Genomic DNA, 17,401 nt, shown 5'->3' on the forward strand with positions numbered 1-17,401 from the left:
GTTTTCTCCTTTTTACTTTAATTCGACGATGGTAACGCCTGATCCTCCCTCGCCTTGTTCCCCAAAACGAGCATTTTTCACACTTCGGTGCTGTTTCAGTAATTCCTGAACCCCTTTTCTAAGGGCGCCAGTTCCTTTTCCGTGAATGATTGACACACGCGGATAACCAGCTAAGACAGCATCATCTAAATATTTCTCGACTCTGCTTAAAGCATTTTCATAACGCTCTCCCCTTAAGTCAAGCTCAAGCGATACATGATAGTCTTTTCCTTTGACTGCCGTAATGGCTTTCTCCTGCTTAAATTCAGGTGCTGATTTGATAAATTCCATGTCTTTTTCTTTTACTTTCATTTTCAGAATGCCCATTTGGACACTCCATTCTTTGTCACCTGTTTGTTCAAGCAGCGTTCCTTTTTGCCCGAAGGTGAGCACTTTCACTTCGTCGCCTGATTTTAGCTGTCTTGCTGCTTTTTTCACCGGCTCTGGCTTTTTCTTCCGGTCAAACTCAGGGACTGCTTCTTCAAGACGCTTTCTCGCATCGATGAGTTCATGTTCTTTAAATGATCGATGCTCATTTTTTATCGAACGAAGCTCTTGAATGATGTCTTCTGCTTCTTTTGAGGCTTGTTCAATTTTTTCTGCCGCTTTTTTTTCAGCTTCTTCAAGCAGTTTGTCCTTTTGCTCATTCCATTCAAGAATTTGTCTCTGCAATTCTTTATGAAGCTTTTCTGCTTCTTTTCTATAGACTTCTGTCTCATGCAGCTCTTCTTCTGCTTGTTTCTTGCTGTCTTCTAATGAAGCAATCATTTGGTCTACTTCATTATGCTCGGCATGCATATCCGCTTTTGCACGGTCAATGAGGTGATCTGGCAACCCAAGACGTTTAGAAATTTCAAATGCATTACTTCGTCCGGGCACACCGATGAGCAAGCGGTACGTTGGTGATAAGGTTTCAATGTCAAACTCCACGCTCGCATTTGTGACACCTTCCCGGTTATATCCGTAAGCCTTCAGCTCAGGATAATGGGTCGTTGCGATGACGCGTGCATTTGTTTGATGCACTTCATCTAAGATACTCATGGCCAGCGCGGCACCTTCTGCAGGGTCTGTTCCTGCCCCTAATTCATCAAATAACACGAGTGAGTTAGATGTCAAATTCTTTAAGATATCTACAATATTGACCATATGAGATGAGAACGTACTCAAGCTTTGCTCAATAGACTGTTCATCTCCAATATCAGCAAAGACTTGGTCGAATACAGCCACTTCCGAGCCTTCTTCAACTGGAATATGAAGGCCTGCCTGCGTCATCAGCGTAAGAAGACCAAGCGTTTTCAAGGTAACTGTCTTACCCCCTGTATTTGGGCCAGTAATAACAATGGTTGAAAAATCTTTGCCGAGCTCAATGTCATTTGCCACAACCTGATCCCTAGGCAATAGAGGATGTCTTGCCCGCTTTAAATAAATCTCCCCTTGATCATTCACAGCAGGCTTTGTGGCTTTTTCTGCCTTTGCATATTTGGCTTTAGCAAAAATAAAATCTAACGTCTGAAGCTCTTTTACATTGTGAAGCAGTTTCTCAATGTGTTCTGACACGCTCGCTGTCAGCATTTGCAGGATCTTTTCGACCTCTTGTTTTTCTTTTAAACGGGTTTGCTGCAAGGTGTTATTTAAATCCACGACCACTTGCGGCTCAATAAAAAGGGTTGCCCCAGATGATGATTGATCGTGAACAATTCCGCCGTAATTCGAGCGGTACTCCTGCTTTACCGGAATCACAAACCGATCATTACGAATGGTGACAATCGTGTCTGACAGCATTTTTGAAGCAGATTGTGAGCGAATCATGGATTCTAATTTATCTCGAACTTTTGATTCTAATGAACGTAATTGCGTACGTATTGTTCGTAGCGCCGGAGTTGCGTGATCAAGCACTTCTCCATTATCACCAATACAGCTTTCGATTTCTTTTCTGACTTCAGGCAGTAATATCAGCGTCTCTGCATATGTATGAAGGCGAGGTATGTCTACACCATCTTCATACAGGGACGTGAGAAAGTGCTTCATATTTTTCGCAGTGTATAACAGCGCTGCAATTTCCATGAGCTCAGATGGGCTTAATGTACTGCCGATTTCTGCCCGTTTGACCCCGCGTCTAATATCCGTCAGCCCGCCAAATGGCGCCGATCCCTTTAAGCGGATGACATCCTGTGCTTCTGCTACCTCTTCCAGCAAATGCTGAATGGTTTCTATATCCGTCAGCGGCGTTAAATCCTGCGCTCTTTCTTTTCCTAATGAGGATGCGGTATAGGACATGACTTTTTCTTTTACTTTATGAAATTCTAATGATGCTAACACTTTTTGTTGCAGCATGGTCCAGCCTCCTAACGACTACCTGTCACGCGTTAAAAACTTTTTGATCTCGCTTAGAGAAAAAGTATTCACGACATTTGCTTTTGGTGTCCAGCCTTTTCTTGCAGCTGTTACACCAACTTCCATATGATCCAGCATGGCGATATTGTGCGCATCTGTATTGATCATGATGTTCACACCTGCTTCGTTTGCTTTCATTAAATGCTCTGTTTTTAAATCCAGTCTTGACGGGTTGCTGTTGAGCTCTAGTGCAGTTCCCGTTTTCTTCGCAAGCTCTATGAGCTGATCTATATTTAAGGCATAGCCGTCCCGTCTGCCGATCAAACGGCCTGTTGGATGTGCAATTAAATCCACATGCTGATTCCGCAGGGCATTTTCAAGGCGCTCCATAATGACTTCTTCCGGCTGAGAAAAGCTCGAGTGGATAGACGCAATGACAAAATCCATGTCTGCTAAAAAGTCATCATCATAATCTAATGATCCATCCGGGAGAATATCCATTTCGACCCCTTTGAAAATGTGAAAATGCTCGAATTCTTGATTCAGCTTGTCAATTTCTTTTGCTTGCAGACGTAAACGTTCTTTTGTTAAACCGTTTGCTACTTTTAAATATTGCGAGTGGTCTGTAATCGCCATGTATTCATAGCCTTTTGCGATACATGCCTCTGCCATTTCGCGAATAGAAAATGCGCCGTCACTCCATGTTGAGTGCATATGAAGGTCGCCTTTGATATCTTTTAACTCTACAAATTGCATACTTTCTTTATACGTATCAATCTCCGCTCCGGTTTCACGAATTTCTGGCGGAATGAGCGGAAGTTGAAAATGCGCATAAAAAGCGGCCTCGTCTTCAAACGTTTTGACTTCTCCAGTTTCAATTGTTTCCACACCATATTCACTAATACGCTCTCCGCGTTCCTTCGCCAGCTGACGCATGCGAATATTGTGATCTTTTGAGCCAGTGAAATGGTGCAGCGTTGTTGCAAATTGATCTGTTGTCACAAGCCGGAAGTCTACACTGATCTCAAAATCAAGGGCAAGAATGACAGATACCTTCGTATCACCGCTTGCAATGACGTCTTTGACATCATCAAGTGCAACGAGCTGCTCTCTGACTTGTTCAGGATCGCTGGTCGCAATGATATAATCTAAATCTTTGACAGTTTCTCGTGCACGTCTTAGACTGCCAGCTCTAGAAAAACGAATAATCCCCTTCATCTGTTCTAGCGCATGATCAATCCGCTCTGCCACATCTAATGCAAAGCCAATTGGCAGTCGTTCTGGCTGCTTTCCGGCCTCCTCAAGAGCAGCGAGAATCTTCTCTTCTGTTTTTTTACCGAAGCCTGCAAGCGCTTGTACTTTTTCCGCTTCACATGCTTCTTTTAATGACTGGGCATCATGGACACCAAGCTCTTGGTAAAGCTTCGCAATCTTCTTCCCGCCAAGCCCTTGCAATTTCAAGAGCGGGACAAGTCCTTCAGGCACTTCCTTTTTTAATTGTTCGAGTGTTTCTGATTTTCCTTTTTCGATATACTCTGTGATCACAGCAAAGGTTCCTTTTCCAATGCCGGGTAATGCTAATAGATCATCTATTTGAGAAAGGCTGCGGTCGTCTTGTTCCAGTGCCGCTGCTGCTTTACGAAAGGCAGAAATTTTAAAAGGATTATCTCCTTTTAGTTCCATATATACTGCAATTGTTTCAAGAAGTTTGATAATATCTTTTTTATTCATCTCTCATCCTCCAGCCGCTTTCGCATCTTCCTATATAAATATACAAACTTTCCCTTCATCCTACAACTTTCTGTCATGGAATGAGAAAAAACTTCTCCAGAAAAGGAGAAGTTTTTAAACTCCATACGTCGACCATAGGTCTTTGACAAGACCGGACAGGTAAGGGGTGTTGTTTACGATCACATCTGCTAACATTGATTTGCTCATCATTGTTTGGAGCGCATCTACTGGAAGTAATGCAGCGACAAACAATAGAATAAACACAAATAAATAGGTTTCAAGAAATCCTAAAACACCGCCAAGCAGTTTGTTCACCTGTTTAATCACAGGTATACTTGCAATGGTTGTGAGCAATCCGCCAATGATGGCGAGCAGGATTTTGGTCAAGATAAACAGAATGATAAACGCAATGGTATTATAATAAGCTGTTTCTAGATTCCCGCTAAAGAAAGCGAGCTGCGGTTGACCGCCGCTAAAATTAGGTGACGGAATCCACGTAAGCTGTGGTGCAAGTGACTGATAAAACATGGAAGCCACTAAGATAGAAACAACAAAGCTGATCAATTTAATAAATTGAAGAATAAACCCGCGTTTTAGACCGACAAGCGTTCCCATAAGAAGCAAAAACAAAATGATGATATCGATCACGGTAATTTCATTCCTTTTCTTTTAGCTGAATCTCTAATTTTTCGTATTGCTCTTTTAATTTCAAGTAGTCGTGGACGACATTGACTGCTGTCAGTACAGCTAATTTGTTTATATCAAGATATGGATTTTTTTCATTTATTTCTCTCATTTTATCATCAACAATTGACGCAACATGTCGCATATGCATCTTCGTTTCTTGTCCGATGATCGTATAGGACTGTCCGTAAATCTCAACTGTTGTTTTCGTTTTACCGCCGTCAGACAACGTTTCTCCTCCATTCCACGAGAATCCTAGTCTCTATCATAACATGTTTAGACATTGAATGGAAAGACGAGCCCTTCCCTGTTATGGTACACTTTAGAAATCAATGATATCAAGGTAAAAAGGAGTTATCCACTGTGCCCCAATCCGTTTTAAAAGCAACATCAGAAGACCTCAAAAAGATGAAGAGCGCGTATGCGCACCATTTAACAGACAATTTGCCGCCAGGCGCCCTCTTTCAAGCAAAAGTCCCTGGCTGTACGATTACAGCCTATCGATCTGGAAAAGTATTGTTTCAAGGACAAAAGGCAGAAGCTGAAGCCAGTCAATTCAGCCACTTGCAAGCAGCTGATACGAAAAGTCAAAAATCACCTGCTGTTACAAAATACAGTCCGCCGCCCGGCATTGCTTCCATGTCGGTCATCGGTTCAGATGAAGTAGGTACAGGTGATTATTTCGGACCGATCACAGTCTGTGCGGCCTATGTTGATGCTAGCCAGCTTGCTTTAATGAAAGAGCTTGGCGTAAAAGACTCAAAAGGGCTAAAGGACCCGCAAATTCTCAACATTGCCAAGGATCTCATCAAAACCATTCCGTTCAGCCTTCTCGTTCTCCGAAATGAAAAGTACAATACGATGCAGGAAAAGGGCATGAGTCAAGGAAAAATGAAGGCACTGCTTCATAACCAAGTCATCACCTCTGTGCTAGAAAAACTGGACGGACAGCAGCCTGAAGCCATTTTGATTGACCAATTTGCAGAACCAGGGATTTATTTCAAGCATCTTGCCGGGAAAAAAATCATCCGGGAGCGGACGTATTTTAGTACAAAAGCAGAAGGCATCCATTTGTCAGTCGCTGCAGCTTCCATTATCGCAAGGTACGCCTTTTTAATTGAAATGGACAAATTATCACAGGCTGCAGGCTTTGACATCCCAAAAGGAGCCGGTCCTCATGTAGACAAGGCCGCCGCCAAGCTCATCAAGCTGCACGGTGAAGATGCTTTACGTCAATTTACAAAGCTGCATTTTGCCAACACACAAAAAGCGAAAAAAATGCTATAAAAAAAGCTAGGGCCATGAGGCCTTAGCTTTTTTTCTTTAACCGCGTAAGACGGCTTGATACGTATCTTCTAGTGCTTTCAATACTTTTGTATGAACAGCTGTGACTTCTTCCTCGGTCAATGTTTGTTCAGGGTTTAAATATTGAAGTGAGAATGCAACAGATTTTTTGCCTTCTTCCATATGTTCCCCTTCGTATACATCAAATACAGATAGGTCTGTGAGTAATTGACCGCCTGCTTCATAGATCACACGCTCCAGCTGTCCGCTTGAGATATGCTGATCGACAACAAGTGCGATATCTCTTGTCACAGCAGGGAATCTCGGAATCGCTGTATATTTCATATCCTTCGTTTCAGATGTCATCACATCTGTTAAATCAAACTCGAACACATACGTTTCTTTTAAATCCAATTCTTTTTCAACGACTGGATGCAGTGCGGCAACAAAGCCAATGACTTGACCATTTAAGTGAACATCTGCTGTTCGCCCTGGGTGAAGGCCCTCACGCTCTGCTTGAACATATGTGATTTGGTCTGACACACCAAGCTTTTCGAACAATCCTTCAGCAATTCCTTTCGCTACATAAAAATCGACGGCTTTTTTCTCGCCCTGCCAAAGATTTTTATGCCATAAGCCTGTCAGCGCACCAGCGACATGTTCTTTTTCGACTGGTTTTGCCCCTTCAGCTTCTGCTAAGAAAACAGAGCCCGTTTCATAAAATCCAAATGAATCAGCTTGTCTTGCCAAGTTATATGCTACAGAATCAAGTAAGTTTGGCAGAAGACTTTGTCTTAGCACACTGCGTTCCTCACTCATTGGTAGAGAAAGCCTCGTTTTATAAGCTGGATGCAGTGCAAAAGCTGTGGACTTATGCTCATTCGTCAATGAATACGTAATCGCTTGAGAAAGTCCTGCACCCTCTAAGAAACGTCTTACCTTTCTGCGCTTCACTTGGTATGGCGTGAGACCACCAACGGTACCAGCTGTCGCAGGCAGTGTAGATGGAATATTATCGTAGCCATATAATCTTGCGACTTCTTCAATGAGGTCTTCTTCAATCGTAATATCCATTCTGCGGGAAGGAACCGTTACGACAAGAACATCATTTGATTCGCCCACTGTGAAGCCTAGTTTGTTGAAAATCTGAATCATATCTTCTTTTGAAATGCTCATTCCAAGCACCTTGTTCACACGCTCAGTTGATACGTGGATGACATTCATACTTGCTTCAAGGTGATTTTCCTCAACTGTACCGCTTAGTACTTCACCGCCTGCATACAAGCTGATCAATTGAGCTGCTCTTTCTGCTGCCGGCTTCGTACGCTGCGGATCGAGGCCTTTTTCAAATCGTGTGCTTGATTCACTGCGAAGCCCTAAGTCTCTAGATGCTTGACGGACTGTTTGACCGTTGAAATATGCCGCTTCTAAAAGAATCGTCGTTGTCTCATCACGCACCTCTGATTCAAAGCCGCCCATGACGCCAGCTACCGCGTGCGCTTTCGTTCCATTCGTGATGACAAGATGCTTTGATGATAATGTACGCTCTTGCTCATCGAGTGTTTGAATGATTTCGCTGTCAGACGCTTTACGTACAACCACCTGCTTTGAACCAAAGCGGTCATAATCAAAGGCATGAAGCGGCTGGCCGTATTCAAGCAGTACAAAGTTTGTAATATCCACGACGTTGTTAATTGGACGGATGCCTGCATTCATCAATCTTGTTTGCATCCAAAGCGGTGCTGGTCCAATCTTTACATTTTTAATGATCTTCGCTGCATAAAGTGGATTCGCTTCTTGATCCTCAATTTTAACAGAAATATAGTCTGCTGCTTTTTCGGAAGAAGTGTCATGTGCTGTATCAGGAAGCTTGATGTCTCTTCCTAAAATGGCGGCAACCTCATAAGCGACACCCAGCATATTCAGGGCATCGGCACGGTTTGGTGTTAAGCCAAGCTCAAGCACCGCATCATCTAATTGAAGTGCTTGGAGGGCATCATCCCCTGGTTTCACGTCATTCGGGAAAACAAAAATCCCTTCTGCATATTCCTTTGGTACGAGCTTGCTCTCTACGCCTAATTCTTGCAGAGAACAAATCATGCCATGAGACTCTTCACCGCGCAGTTTTGCTTTTTTAATTTTAAAGTTGCCAGGAAGGACTGCGCCAACCGTTGCAACGGCCACATACTGTCCTTTCTCCACATTCGGCGCCCCGCAAATAATTTGCACCGGTGCGTCTTCGCCGATATCAACAAGACATTTGTTTAATTTATCCGCATTCGGATGCTGTTCACGCTCAATAACGTGTCCAACGACAACTCCTTTGATGCCTTCGCCTTTATATTCAACGGCTTCCACTTCAATGCCGCTTCTTGTGATTTTTTCTGCTAATTCAGCCGGCTTGATGCCTTCTAAATCGACATAGTCTTCTAACCATTTATATGAAACAAACATGTTGATTTCCTCCTCTTAGTCCTGCTTGAATTGCTTTGTGAATCTAATGTCATTTGTGTAGAAATGGCGAATATCATCAATGCCGTATTTCAGCATTGCAATCCGTTCCACACCCATTCCAAAAGCAAAGCCTTGATAAGTTTCTGGATCAAATCCGCTCATTTTCAGGACATTCGGATGAACCATTCCTGCACCTAAAATCTCAATCCAGCCTGTTCCTTTACATACAGAGCAGCCCTTCCCGCCGCATTTAAAGCAAGACACATCGACTTCGACAGATGGTTCTGTGAATGGGAAAAAGCTTGGACGTAGTCTAATTTCACGATCTTCCCCAAACATTTTTCTTGCGACTGTCTCCAGCGTTCCTTTTAGATCACTCATGCTAATATTGTGATCGACGACAAGCCCTTCAATTTGCATAAATTGATGTGAATGAGTCGCGTCATCACTGTCACGTCTATATACTTTCCCAGGACAGATGATCTTCACAGGACCTTGTCCTTTATATTTCTCAAGTGTACGTGCTTGTACTGGTGATGTTTGTGTTCTCATCAGTGTATCTTCGGTAATATAGAAACTGTCCTGCATATCACGTGCCGGATGCTCCTTTGGAAGATTCAGCGCTTCAAAGTTATAATAATCCGTTTCCACTTCAGGACCTTCCTCAACGGTATAGCCCATTCCGATAAATAAATCTTCAATGTCTTCGACAACTATCGTTAATGGATGTCTTGCTCCCATTTTGATTGGACTTGCCGGCAAAGTAACATCGATCGTTTGAGAGGCAAGTTTTTTCTTCACTTCTTCTGCTTCGAGCTGTTCATTTTTTTCAGCAATGGCACTAGCAATCTGCTCTCTTACTTCGTTTGCGAGTGCCCCCATTTTCGGTCTTTCTTCTGCGGAAAGCTTGCCCATTCCGCGAAGTACTTCTGTAATCGGCCCTTTTTTCCCTAAGTATTGAACACGAATGTCATTAACCTCTTTGAGCGAGCTGGCTGCTTCAACCTTTGCTATCGCCTCTGTTTCAAGCTGTTTTAACGTTTCTTGCATGAGTGTGATCCTCCTTTTGATATACAAAACCGCTCGGATAAACGGCTGTTTGATCGTTTGAAGACAATAAAAAAACTCGTTCCTCCATAAAAGAAGGGACGAGTTGTGGTCGCGGTACCACCCTTGTTAAGCACAAATGCATGTGCGAATAAGCTTCATTGACATAACGGAATCAAACGAATCCGGTTCACCTTTACGCAAAACCTGCGGTCCCGGTGACAACTCCAGAGGTGAATTCTTGTTTCAGCATTCCTTAAATGCACTTTCAGTCTACGATGCATTCTCCCTAAAAGGCCGCTTCTTGAAACAATCTTCCTCTATCATGGTTTTTAAATATTAGTTTCATTATAGTGAAAATGAGCACTTGATGCAACACTATCCGCGCAAATGATAGACTAGAACAGCTGCTGCAACAGCGACATTTAATGATTCTGCCTGCCCATACATTGGCACATATAAATTTTGATCTGTCATTTGCAGAATCGCTGGATCAATACCTGCTCCCTCATTTCCAACAATTAATGCAAACGGACCTTCTGCCGTTACGCTTCTATACTCTTTCGCATCTTTTAAGGCACTCCCGTATACAGGTATGCCTCGTTCTTTCAGTTCGGTGATCGCCTGTTGAAGGGTTTGCTTTAAGATAGGCAGGTGAAAATGAGACCCTTGTGCCGAACGGAGCGTTTTTCCGTTAAACGCATCAACTGTTCCTTCTCCTAAGATCACAGCATCAAGACCAGCGGCATCTGCTGTTCGAATGAGTGTGCCTAAATTCCCCGGGTCCTGCACTGCGTCTAATAGAAGAATTCGTTCAACCTTCTTTTCTTCAAAAACAGGAACTGTACAGACTGCGGCAATGTGCTGAGGCGTTTCTGTTTCTGTCATGGCAGAAAAGGCCTCTTCGCTCAGTTCATAAAGCTCAATGTCAGGCTGGATATGAGAAGGAAGCATATCGGGCGAGGTGACCATTAATTCCTTCACGATCCCGCTCTTTAATGCTTCTTCGACTAAATGTATTCCCTCAACGAGAAATAGCCCCGTTTTCGTTCGTTCTTTTTTCGTATGGAGCTTCTTCCACTGTTTAATGTTTGTGTTTTTAGCTGATTCTATATATTTCAAGCGACGTTAACTCCTTTAATTATCATGAATTTATTATATCTCATGCACACTACATAATAAACCTGTCTTTGAGACAGAATAGGGCTATTACCATCAAAAAAGGAGTGTGGGCAATGGATTTTAATTTAAGAGGCGCAGTCATTCAAAACATTACTGGCCATAATCAAGAACAGCTTGAACATACGATTTTAGATGCGATTCAAAGCGGCGAGGAAAAAATGCTGCCAGGCCTTGGCGTGTTGTTCGAGGTGCTTTGGCAAGAAGCATCAGAAAACGAGAAAAATGAGATCCTTGAAACATTAGAGCAAGGCTTAAAGCCTCAACAGCAGCAATAAAAAAAGCCGGTTTGCTTATAAAAGCAAGCCGGCCTTTTTCATTTAGCCAGTGATAGGCGTTTCCATTCGAAGCGCTGGATCACGCCAGATTTCGACCCATTTTTTTATCGCAAACACAATAATCACAAAACCTAAGATCAGCATGATGATCGACAGCACCGCATTCAGCACGCTGTAACCGGATGCTTCAGGATTGAGATATACATTTGCTACCATCCAATAGCCTGCATAATTCACCGTCACATATAAGTAAGCAAGCGGAATTAAACAAGTCAGCATATATCGTCTTTTATCTGCAATTTTTAATACAACGGTTGCCCCGATGATCAACCCAACCGAGGCCATTAACTGATTTGAAACCCCAAACAGCGCCCAAATAGACCCGATGTCCCCTGAGTAAAGTAAGTATCCCCACATAAAACAAGCAAGCGCACTTGCAAACACCGAACCAGGTATCCAGTCAGTTCGTTTAAGCGGTTTATATGCTTCACCTAAGAAGTCTTGAATCAAATAGCGTGCCACACGTGTCCCCGCATCAATAGCAGTTAAAATAAAGACAGCCTCAAACATAATGACGAACTGGAAGAAGTAAGAAGCCAAATGACTAAAGAACGGAATCCCCGTAAAGATATACGCCATCCCTACCGCTAATGTTACGGCACCACCCGTTCTTCCTTCTAAGTCAAGGCCGATTTCCTTACTCAGCTGCGGAAGGTTTTCGACACTCATACCGAGTGTACGGAACACTTCGGGTGTACTGTTTATCGCAAAATAATCTCCTGGATGCAGAGCAGTAGCTGCAATTAAAGCCATAATCCCAACTAAGCATTCCACAAGCATTGCGCCAAACGCAACAGGCTTCATATCACTCCATCGGTCCAGCATCTTAGGTGTTGTCCCTGAACCAACAAATGCGTGGAAACCAGAAATGGCACCGCAAGCAATGGTAATCGAAATAAATGGCCAGACAGGACCAGCTAATACAGGTCCTCCTCCATTCACAAACTCTGTAAACGCGGGGAATTGAATGGACGGATTCACGACAAAGATACCAGCAATCAGCGCAATGAATACACCAATTTTCATAAAACTACTTAAATAGTCCCTCGGTGCAAGCAGCAGCCAAACTGGCAGAGCCGCAGCAAAAAAGGCATAGATCGGCAGGGCAAGAGCAAGCGTTTTTGTATCAAGTGTTAAAAAATCACCTAGTGCCGTTCCTTGAATATTTGGACCAAGGAATACCCCAAACATCAGCAAAATAAATCCCGCAGATGTCGCCAGCTTTAAATTGCCTGTTTTTTTATAATACAGACCAACCCCCATCGCAATCGGAATCGTGATTCCAACTGCAAATGTCCCCCAAGGGTTACGTTCTAAAGCATGAAGCACAACCATAGACAAACCTGCCATTGTGATTGTAATAATAAACAGCATCGCAAGCCCTGTACAAAACCCGGCAACAGGTCCCAGCTCTTCCTTCGCTACCTCTGATAATGATTTCCCCTTTTTTCGCATCGATGCAAATAAGACGACTAGATCATGTACAGCTCCGCCTATGACTGCTCCAATTAAAAGCCAAAGGAGACCAGGTAAATACCCAAATTGAGCGGCTAAAATCGGACCCACTAACGGACCAGCAGCTGCAATGGCAGCAAAGTGATGCCCAAATGTGACCCATTTATTTGTCGGCACATAATCTTTCCCGTCCTCTAGCGTGTGAGCCGGTGTAGGATGATCATCTGTGACCTTTAATACCTTGACCATCATAAATGTGCCATAAAGACGATAGGCAATCGCTAAAATACACATAGATCCTATTACAATTGTAACCGCATTCATTTAACCATCCCCTTTGTATAAACAATTTGTTACAAATATAACATAAATTGATTGATTTTTCTTTCTTTTAAAACCAAGTTGACAAATAAGAATAATATGTTTATTCTTAAGGTAGCTTCACCTACTTCCATAAACTCTCTTTTGACAGGGCATTCTATGGCTCTGTCCTTTTTATTGCTTTCATCTTACAAAAATAAACGCTCGATCACATGTGCCTTATTCACTAGGAAATATTCTCCTTTTTTACTGAAAATAGTTCTTTTGACTCACTTTGAACACACCGTTCATTTCCTGGGAAATTCAATAAAAAAGCCTTTCCCCTGTACTGAGGAAAGGCTTTCTTACTTAAGAACCGTACGTAATCTGTTCAACGGTTTTTTGATCAAGTCTTTTGATCACTTCTGTTAAAAGCTTCACTGCATTTTCATAATCATCTCGGTGAATCATTGCGGCATGGGTATGAATATATCTGCTCGGAATTCCGATAGATAGTGATGGAACACCATGGCCTGTTAAATGAATACCGCCAGCATCTGTCCCGCCGCCAGGCATTGAGTCATATTGATAAGGAATGTTCAGTTCATCAGCTGTTTGGACAACAAAATCACGAAGTCCTTTATGAGAGACCATTGAAGCATCAAATACAACAATCGTTGGGCCTTTGCCAAGTTTGCTAGTTGCTTCTTTCTCAGTGATGCCCGGTGTATCTCCTGCTACACCTACATCAATGGCAAATCCAATATCAGGCTGAATCGTAGCCGCTGCTGTTTTAGCTCCGCGCAGGCCTACTTCCTCTTGGACAGTTGCGACGCTGTAAGCAATATTCTCATGCTGAGCATTGTGCAAATTTTTCATGACATCAATGGCGACTGCACAGCCAATGCGGTTGTCCCATGCTTTTGCAAGGAGCATTTTTTCATCATTCATGACTGTAAACTCAAAGTAAGGAACGATTTGATCTCCAGGCAGCACGCCCCACTCCATTGCCTGTTCTTTGCTTGACGCCCCAATATCAATAAACATATCCGTAATCTCAATTGACTTTTTACGAGCTTCAGGTGACAAGACGTGTGGTGGCTTTGAACCAATTACCCCTGTGATCTCTCCCTTTTTCGTCACAATGGTGACACGCTGGGCGAGCATGACTTGTGACCACCAGCCGCCGACTGTTTGAAAACGAATGTAGCCTTTGTCATCAATTTTTGTCACCATGAATCCTACTTCATCTAGGTGACCAGCGAGCATAATTTTAGGTCCGTTAGCGTTTCCTTCCTTTTTAGCGATCAAGCTGCCAAGGCGGTCTGTAGAGACTTCATCTGCATATGATTCTATGTATGTCTGCATGACTTTTTTGACATCACGTTCATTTCCTGGAATCCCTTTTGCATCCGTTAGGTCTTTGAGCATAGTTAATGTTTGATCGAGCTTTGTCATTCCATTTATCCTCCTTTATCTTCATGGTGCATTCTTATTATACAAAACCTCTTTCGTTCAATACGATCTTTTTATGAATATTTTTTCGTTTTACGAAATATTTTTTTAAAAAAGTTGAAACCTTTTGGCGTTTTCATTCGTAGTACATCAGATAACGGTATTGGAGGTGCATCCTGTCATGTTTGTAATCCTCATGAGACTAGCTCTTGTTGCACTGCTTGTCTACATCTTCTACATGGCGGTAAAATTCTTCTCAAATCCGAGAAGAAAGCTGAAACAAGCACAATTAAAAGAAGGCTTTTATTTTATGGACGAACAGCAAAATGCGCGCAAAAATTTTAATTTCGTCTATAAAGGTGTCTTGTTTGAAGGGGAGAAGCATGTTCCTTCTAAGGATCATCCTCTGTTTGTCCACTCCATTTACGTTTGGACGGAGTCACCTGAGAAGCTGAGTGAATTTACATTAGAAGACTTTGAAAAACTGGAGGAAAACATAATCGAGCGTTATCCTCAAACAAAAATTGATTGGGATCAGCCTATTAAAAAAATCAAACAAAAAAAAGGAGCAGACACGCCGTCCTAATGGCGTCTGCTCCTTTTTCAAATAACTTGGATATATCCCAATAGAATCAACTGCAAAATAATTAATACAGGCATGCCGATTTGAAAGGCGGGATGCTTTGTTTTATGCCGGAAATACTGCATTCCTAGATACGATCCGGCAGCGCCAAAAAGAACCGCAGCACTCCATAAATGCGCCTCTGAAATTCTCCATTTATGTGCTTTGGCCCGGCGTTTGTCCTCACCCATGAGAAAAAAGCCGTAGCCATTCACTAAAATAAGCAGCAGGATCAAAGCCATATTCATTCATTTCACCTCACATGATGAGAAAAAAAGATCACCCCTCGAAGGAATGATCTTTTATAAAACTTACTTGTCTAGTTGTGCTTTTGCAGCATCAGCAAGCTGATTGAATGCATTTAGGTCATTCACAGCAAGGTCAGCAAGCATTTTGCGGTTTACTTCGATACCAGAAAGCTTTAAGCCATGCATTAAACGGCTGTAAGAAAGACCGTTCATACGAGCTGCAGCGTTGATACGAGTGATCCATAGTTTACGGAAGTCACGTTTTTTCTGACGACGGTCACGGAAAGCGTAGTTTCCAGATTTCATCACCTGTTGGTTTGCTACTTTGTATAATCTATGTTTTGAACCGAAATAACCTTTTGCTAATTTAAGAACCTTTTTACGACGCTGACGCGACACAGTTCCGCCTTTTACTCTTGGCATTGTAATTCCCTCCTATGATTCCTATTCCAAATTACTTAATGTTTGCAAGTTGTTGTTTGATACGTTTGAAATCTCCAGCACTTACGATTGCACTCTTACGCAATTTACGTTTTTGCTTTGTAGATTTGTTAGCGAACAAGTGACTTGTGTACGCATGAGAACGTTTAAGTTTACCAGAACCTGTTTTTTTGAAACGTTTAGCAGATCCGCGGTGAGTTTTCATTTTTGGCATTGGATGTTTCCTCCCTCTGTTACTTTACTTTTCGACTTTTGGTGCAAGCATGAGGAACATGCTGCGTCCGTCCATCTTAGGTTTTGTTTCTACTGTTGCTACTTCAGCGCAAGCTTCAGAGAAACGGTCTAACACGCGCTGTCCGATTTCTTTATGCGTAATCGCACGGCCTTTAAAGCGGATAGAAGCTTTCACTTTATCTCCCTTTTCAAGGAATTTGATAGCATTACGGAGCTTCGTGTTAAAATCATGTTCATCGATTGTCGGGCTCAACCGAACTTCTTTTAAGCTAATGATTTTTTGATTCTTACGTGCCTCTTTTTCCTTCTTCTGCTGTTCGAATCGGAACTTACCATAGTCCATGATTCGGCAAACAGGTGGTTTTGCATTTGCAGCAACTAACACAAGGTCAAGATTGGCTTTCGTAGCAATTTCCAGAGCTTCCTGGCGGGTTTTAATCCCAAGCTGATCGCCATTTTGTCCGATCAAACGAACTTCACGCGCACGAATACCTTCATTAACTAATTGATCTTTGCTAATAGTGAGCCACCTCCATGAGATTTTGAATTGAGTTCACAATTCATTTGACCATTTCGTTGTATGTTTTACAGGCAAACAAAAAGTGTGGGCATATAAAACACCCACACTGCGAACATTTGCATGAAAAAATAAATGTACGGTCAACCTGTCAACTACAAACATGTGTCAATCAGGTGAGAAGCGGGTGCTTCTGCTTGTGATATCTATTCAATTCGTTAATTATTCTACACAATTTTCATTCGTCCGTCAAGTAACCGAACTCTTGAAACAACTTTTTCAGTTTAACATGATGAGACGAATTGGGCAAGACTTTTTCACACAATGACGCCATCAAAGAATCAACTGCATAAAGATTGGGATGACGATAACGGTCACAACTCCTACGACCACAACGGCGATACTTGCCATCGCTGCTTCTACTTCTCCCATCTCAATTCCAACAGAAACCCCAAGCGCATGTCCTGATGTACCAAGTGCAAGACCTTTTGCCACTGGGTTTTTAATGCGAAATAATTTTAAGAAGAAGGCACCTAGTGCATAGACAATGACTGCGTTAAATATGACCGCAAAGGCTGTGATATCTGCGATTCCGCCAATATCCTTTGCAATCGGAAGAGCAATCGCTGTTGTCGCTGCTTGTGGAAGCATGCTTTTCATCACAGCCGCATCTAAATGAATCCCTTTCGCTACGAGATATACGATCGTAATGGAACAAAGTGAACCTACAAAAATAGCGGATAAAATTTGCCACCAATATTTTTTAAGCAAGGCTCTCTGCTTATAAAGCGGGATAGCGAAAGCAATCGTGGCAGGCTCTAAGAAAAATTTGATAATCTTGCCGCCCTCATTATAATCTGCGTAGGAAAAACCGCCAACTTTCAAAAATAAAATGCCCAGTACCATCGCCACAAACAGCGGGGTGAACAAGAAGAAACCTTTTGATTTTTTAAATAAGAATGTCCCTATCCCAAAGGCGACTAATGAGACGACAATGCCAAAATAAGGACTCATTGTACTTGTACCCATTTTGCATCTC

17 protein-coding genes and 1 other annotated feature are annotated in these 17,401 nt (G+C 42.5%); of the genes, 3 read left to right on the forward strand and 14 right to left on the reverse strand.

Annotated features, from left to right (window positions below):
- Window positions 1–12: 12 nt before the first annotated feature.
- From MHH65_RS13195 to zapA, 4 genes are all read right to left on the reverse strand, one after another.
- Entirely contained in the window at window positions 13–2,370 is a 2,358-nt protein-coding gene (locus MHH65_RS13195; RefSeq protein ID WP_061109532.1) for an endonuclease MutS2, read from the reverse strand.
- 21 nt (window positions 2,371–2,391) lie between these two features.
- The gene (gene polX / locus MHH65_RS13200) at window positions 2,392–4,104 is read right to left on the reverse strand and encodes a DNA polymerase/3'-5' exonuclease PolX (protein WP_268414145.1); all 1,713 of its coding nucleotides are present in this window, start codon (window positions 4,102–4,104) and stop codon (window positions 2,392–2,394) included.
- Between the two features lie 114 nt (window positions 4,105–4,218).
- On the reverse strand, window positions 4,219–4,752 hold the full coding sequence (locus MHH65_RS13205) for a CvpA family protein (RefSeq protein WP_046312011.1): 534 nt from the start codon (window positions 4,750–4,752) through the stop codon (window positions 4,219–4,221).
- Window positions 4,753–4,759: 7 nt separating this feature from the next.
- Window positions 4,760–5,017, reverse strand: coding sequence for a cell division protein ZapA (gene zapA, locus MHH65_RS13210; protein ID WP_012010831.1), 258 nt, complete (start codon window positions 5,015–5,017; stop codon window positions 4,760–4,762).
- 134 nt (window positions 5,018–5,151) lie between these two features.
- Between zapA and rnhC the strand changes: the two genes are divergently transcribed.
- Window positions 5,152–6,075: a ribonuclease HIII gene (rnhC, locus tag MHH65_RS13215; RefSeq protein WP_101676782.1), complete on the forward strand. Its 924-nt coding sequence runs from the start codon at window positions 5,152–5,154 to the stop codon at window positions 6,073–6,075.
- 36 nt (window positions 6,076–6,111) lie between these two features.
- Here the strand turns inward: rnhC and pheT are convergent, their stop codons facing one another.
- From pheT to MHH65_RS13230, 3 genes are all read right to left on the reverse strand, one after another.
- The gene (pheT, locus tag MHH65_RS13220) at window positions 6,112–8,526 is read right to left on the reverse strand and encodes a phenylalanine--tRNA ligase subunit beta (protein ID WP_268414147.1); all 2,415 of its coding nucleotides are present in this window, start codon (window positions 8,524–8,526) and stop codon (window positions 6,112–6,114) included.
- Window positions 8,527–8,541: 15 nt separating this feature from the next.
- On the reverse strand, window positions 8,542–9,576 hold the full coding sequence (gene pheS / locus MHH65_RS13225) for a phenylalanine--tRNA ligase subunit alpha (protein WP_034624184.1): 1,035 nt from the start codon (window positions 9,574–9,576) through the stop codon (window positions 8,542–8,544).
- A 375-nt stretch (window positions 9,577–9,951) separates the two neighbouring features.
- Window positions 9,952–10,695 carry an RNA methyltransferase gene (locus MHH65_RS13230; protein ID WP_046312017.1) on the reverse strand — a complete coding sequence of 248 codons (744 nt, stop codon included), beginning with the start codon at window positions 10,693–10,695 and terminating at the stop codon, window positions 9,952–9,954.
- 113 nt (window positions 10,696–10,808) lie between these two features.
- On the opposite strand from MHH65_RS13230, the gene sspI reads away from it, so the two are divergent.
- Window positions 10,809–11,030 (forward strand): small acid-soluble spore protein SspI, encoded by a 222-nt coding sequence (sspI, locus tag MHH65_RS13235; protein WP_024425725.1) that lies wholly within the window; start codon window positions 10,809–10,811, stop codon window positions 11,028–11,030.
- Between the two features lie 42 nt (window positions 11,031–11,072).
- On the opposite strand, the gene cstA is transcribed toward sspI, so the two are convergent.
- Both cstA and MHH65_RS13245 read right to left on the reverse strand, forming a co-directional pair.
- A complete protein-coding gene (gene cstA, locus MHH65_RS13240; protein ID WP_046312019.1) occupies window positions 11,073–12,869 on the reverse strand; it encodes a carbon starvation protein CstA in 1,797 nt (598 codons plus the stop codon).
- Window positions 12,870–13,214: 345 nt separating this feature from the next.
- Window positions 13,215–14,303 carry a M42 family metallopeptidase gene (locus MHH65_RS13245; RefSeq protein WP_024425723.1) on the reverse strand — a complete coding sequence of 363 codons (1,089 nt, stop codon included), beginning with the start codon at window positions 14,301–14,303 and terminating at the stop codon, window positions 13,215–13,217.
- 178 nt (window positions 14,304–14,481) lie between these two features.
- Here MHH65_RS13245 and MHH65_RS13250 point away from each other — a divergent pair, with 178 nt between their 5' ends.
- Window positions 14,482–14,886: a hypothetical protein gene (locus MHH65_RS13250; RefSeq protein ID WP_024426127.1), complete on the forward strand. Its 405-nt coding sequence runs from the start codon at window positions 14,482–14,484 to the stop codon at window positions 14,884–14,886.
- Between the two features lie 17 nt (window positions 14,887–14,903).
- Here the strand turns inward: MHH65_RS13250 and MHH65_RS13255 are convergent, their stop codons facing one another.
- From MHH65_RS13255 to lrgB, 5 genes are all read right to left on the reverse strand, one after another.
- Window positions 14,904–15,170 (reverse strand): DUF1294 domain-containing protein, encoded by a 267-nt coding sequence (locus tag MHH65_RS13255; RefSeq protein WP_024426128.1) that lies wholly within the window; start codon window positions 15,168–15,170, stop codon window positions 14,904–14,906.
- Window positions 15,171–15,233: 63 nt separating this feature from the next.
- Complete coding sequence (gene rplT / locus MHH65_RS13260) at window positions 15,234–15,593, reverse strand: 50S ribosomal protein L20 (protein WP_007501659.1); 360 nt, start codon at window positions 15,591–15,593, stop codon at window positions 15,234–15,236.
- A gap of 31 nt (window positions 15,594–15,624) precedes the next feature.
- Window positions 15,625–15,825: a 50S ribosomal protein L35 gene (gene rpmI, locus MHH65_RS13265; RefSeq protein ID WP_003216324.1), complete on the reverse strand. Its 201-nt coding sequence runs from the start codon at window positions 15,823–15,825 to the stop codon at window positions 15,625–15,627.
- Between the two features lie 24 nt (window positions 15,826–15,849).
- Entirely contained in the window at window positions 15,850–16,365 is a 516-nt protein-coding gene (infC, locus tag MHH65_RS13270; RefSeq protein ID WP_024718649.1) for a translation initiation factor IF-3, read from the reverse strand.
- 70 nt (window positions 16,366–16,435) lie between these two features.
- Window positions 16,436–16,567 (reverse strand) — a sequence feature (ribosomal protein L20 leader region).
- A gap of 128 nt (window positions 16,568–16,695) precedes the next feature.
- The gene (gene lrgB, locus MHH65_RS13275; protein ID WP_024425719.1) at window positions 16,696–17,391 is read right to left on the reverse strand and encodes an antiholin-like protein LrgB; all 696 of its coding nucleotides are present in this window, start codon (window positions 17,389–17,391) and stop codon (window positions 16,696–16,698) included.
- Between the last annotated feature and the right edge of the window lie 10 nt (window positions 17,392–17,401).

Source organism: Bacillus sp. FSL L8-0654, assembly GCF_038629965.1.
In the GTDB taxonomy this organism is placed as follows: domain Bacteria; phylum Bacillota; class Bacilli; order Bacillales; family Bacillaceae; genus Bacillus; species Bacillus safensis.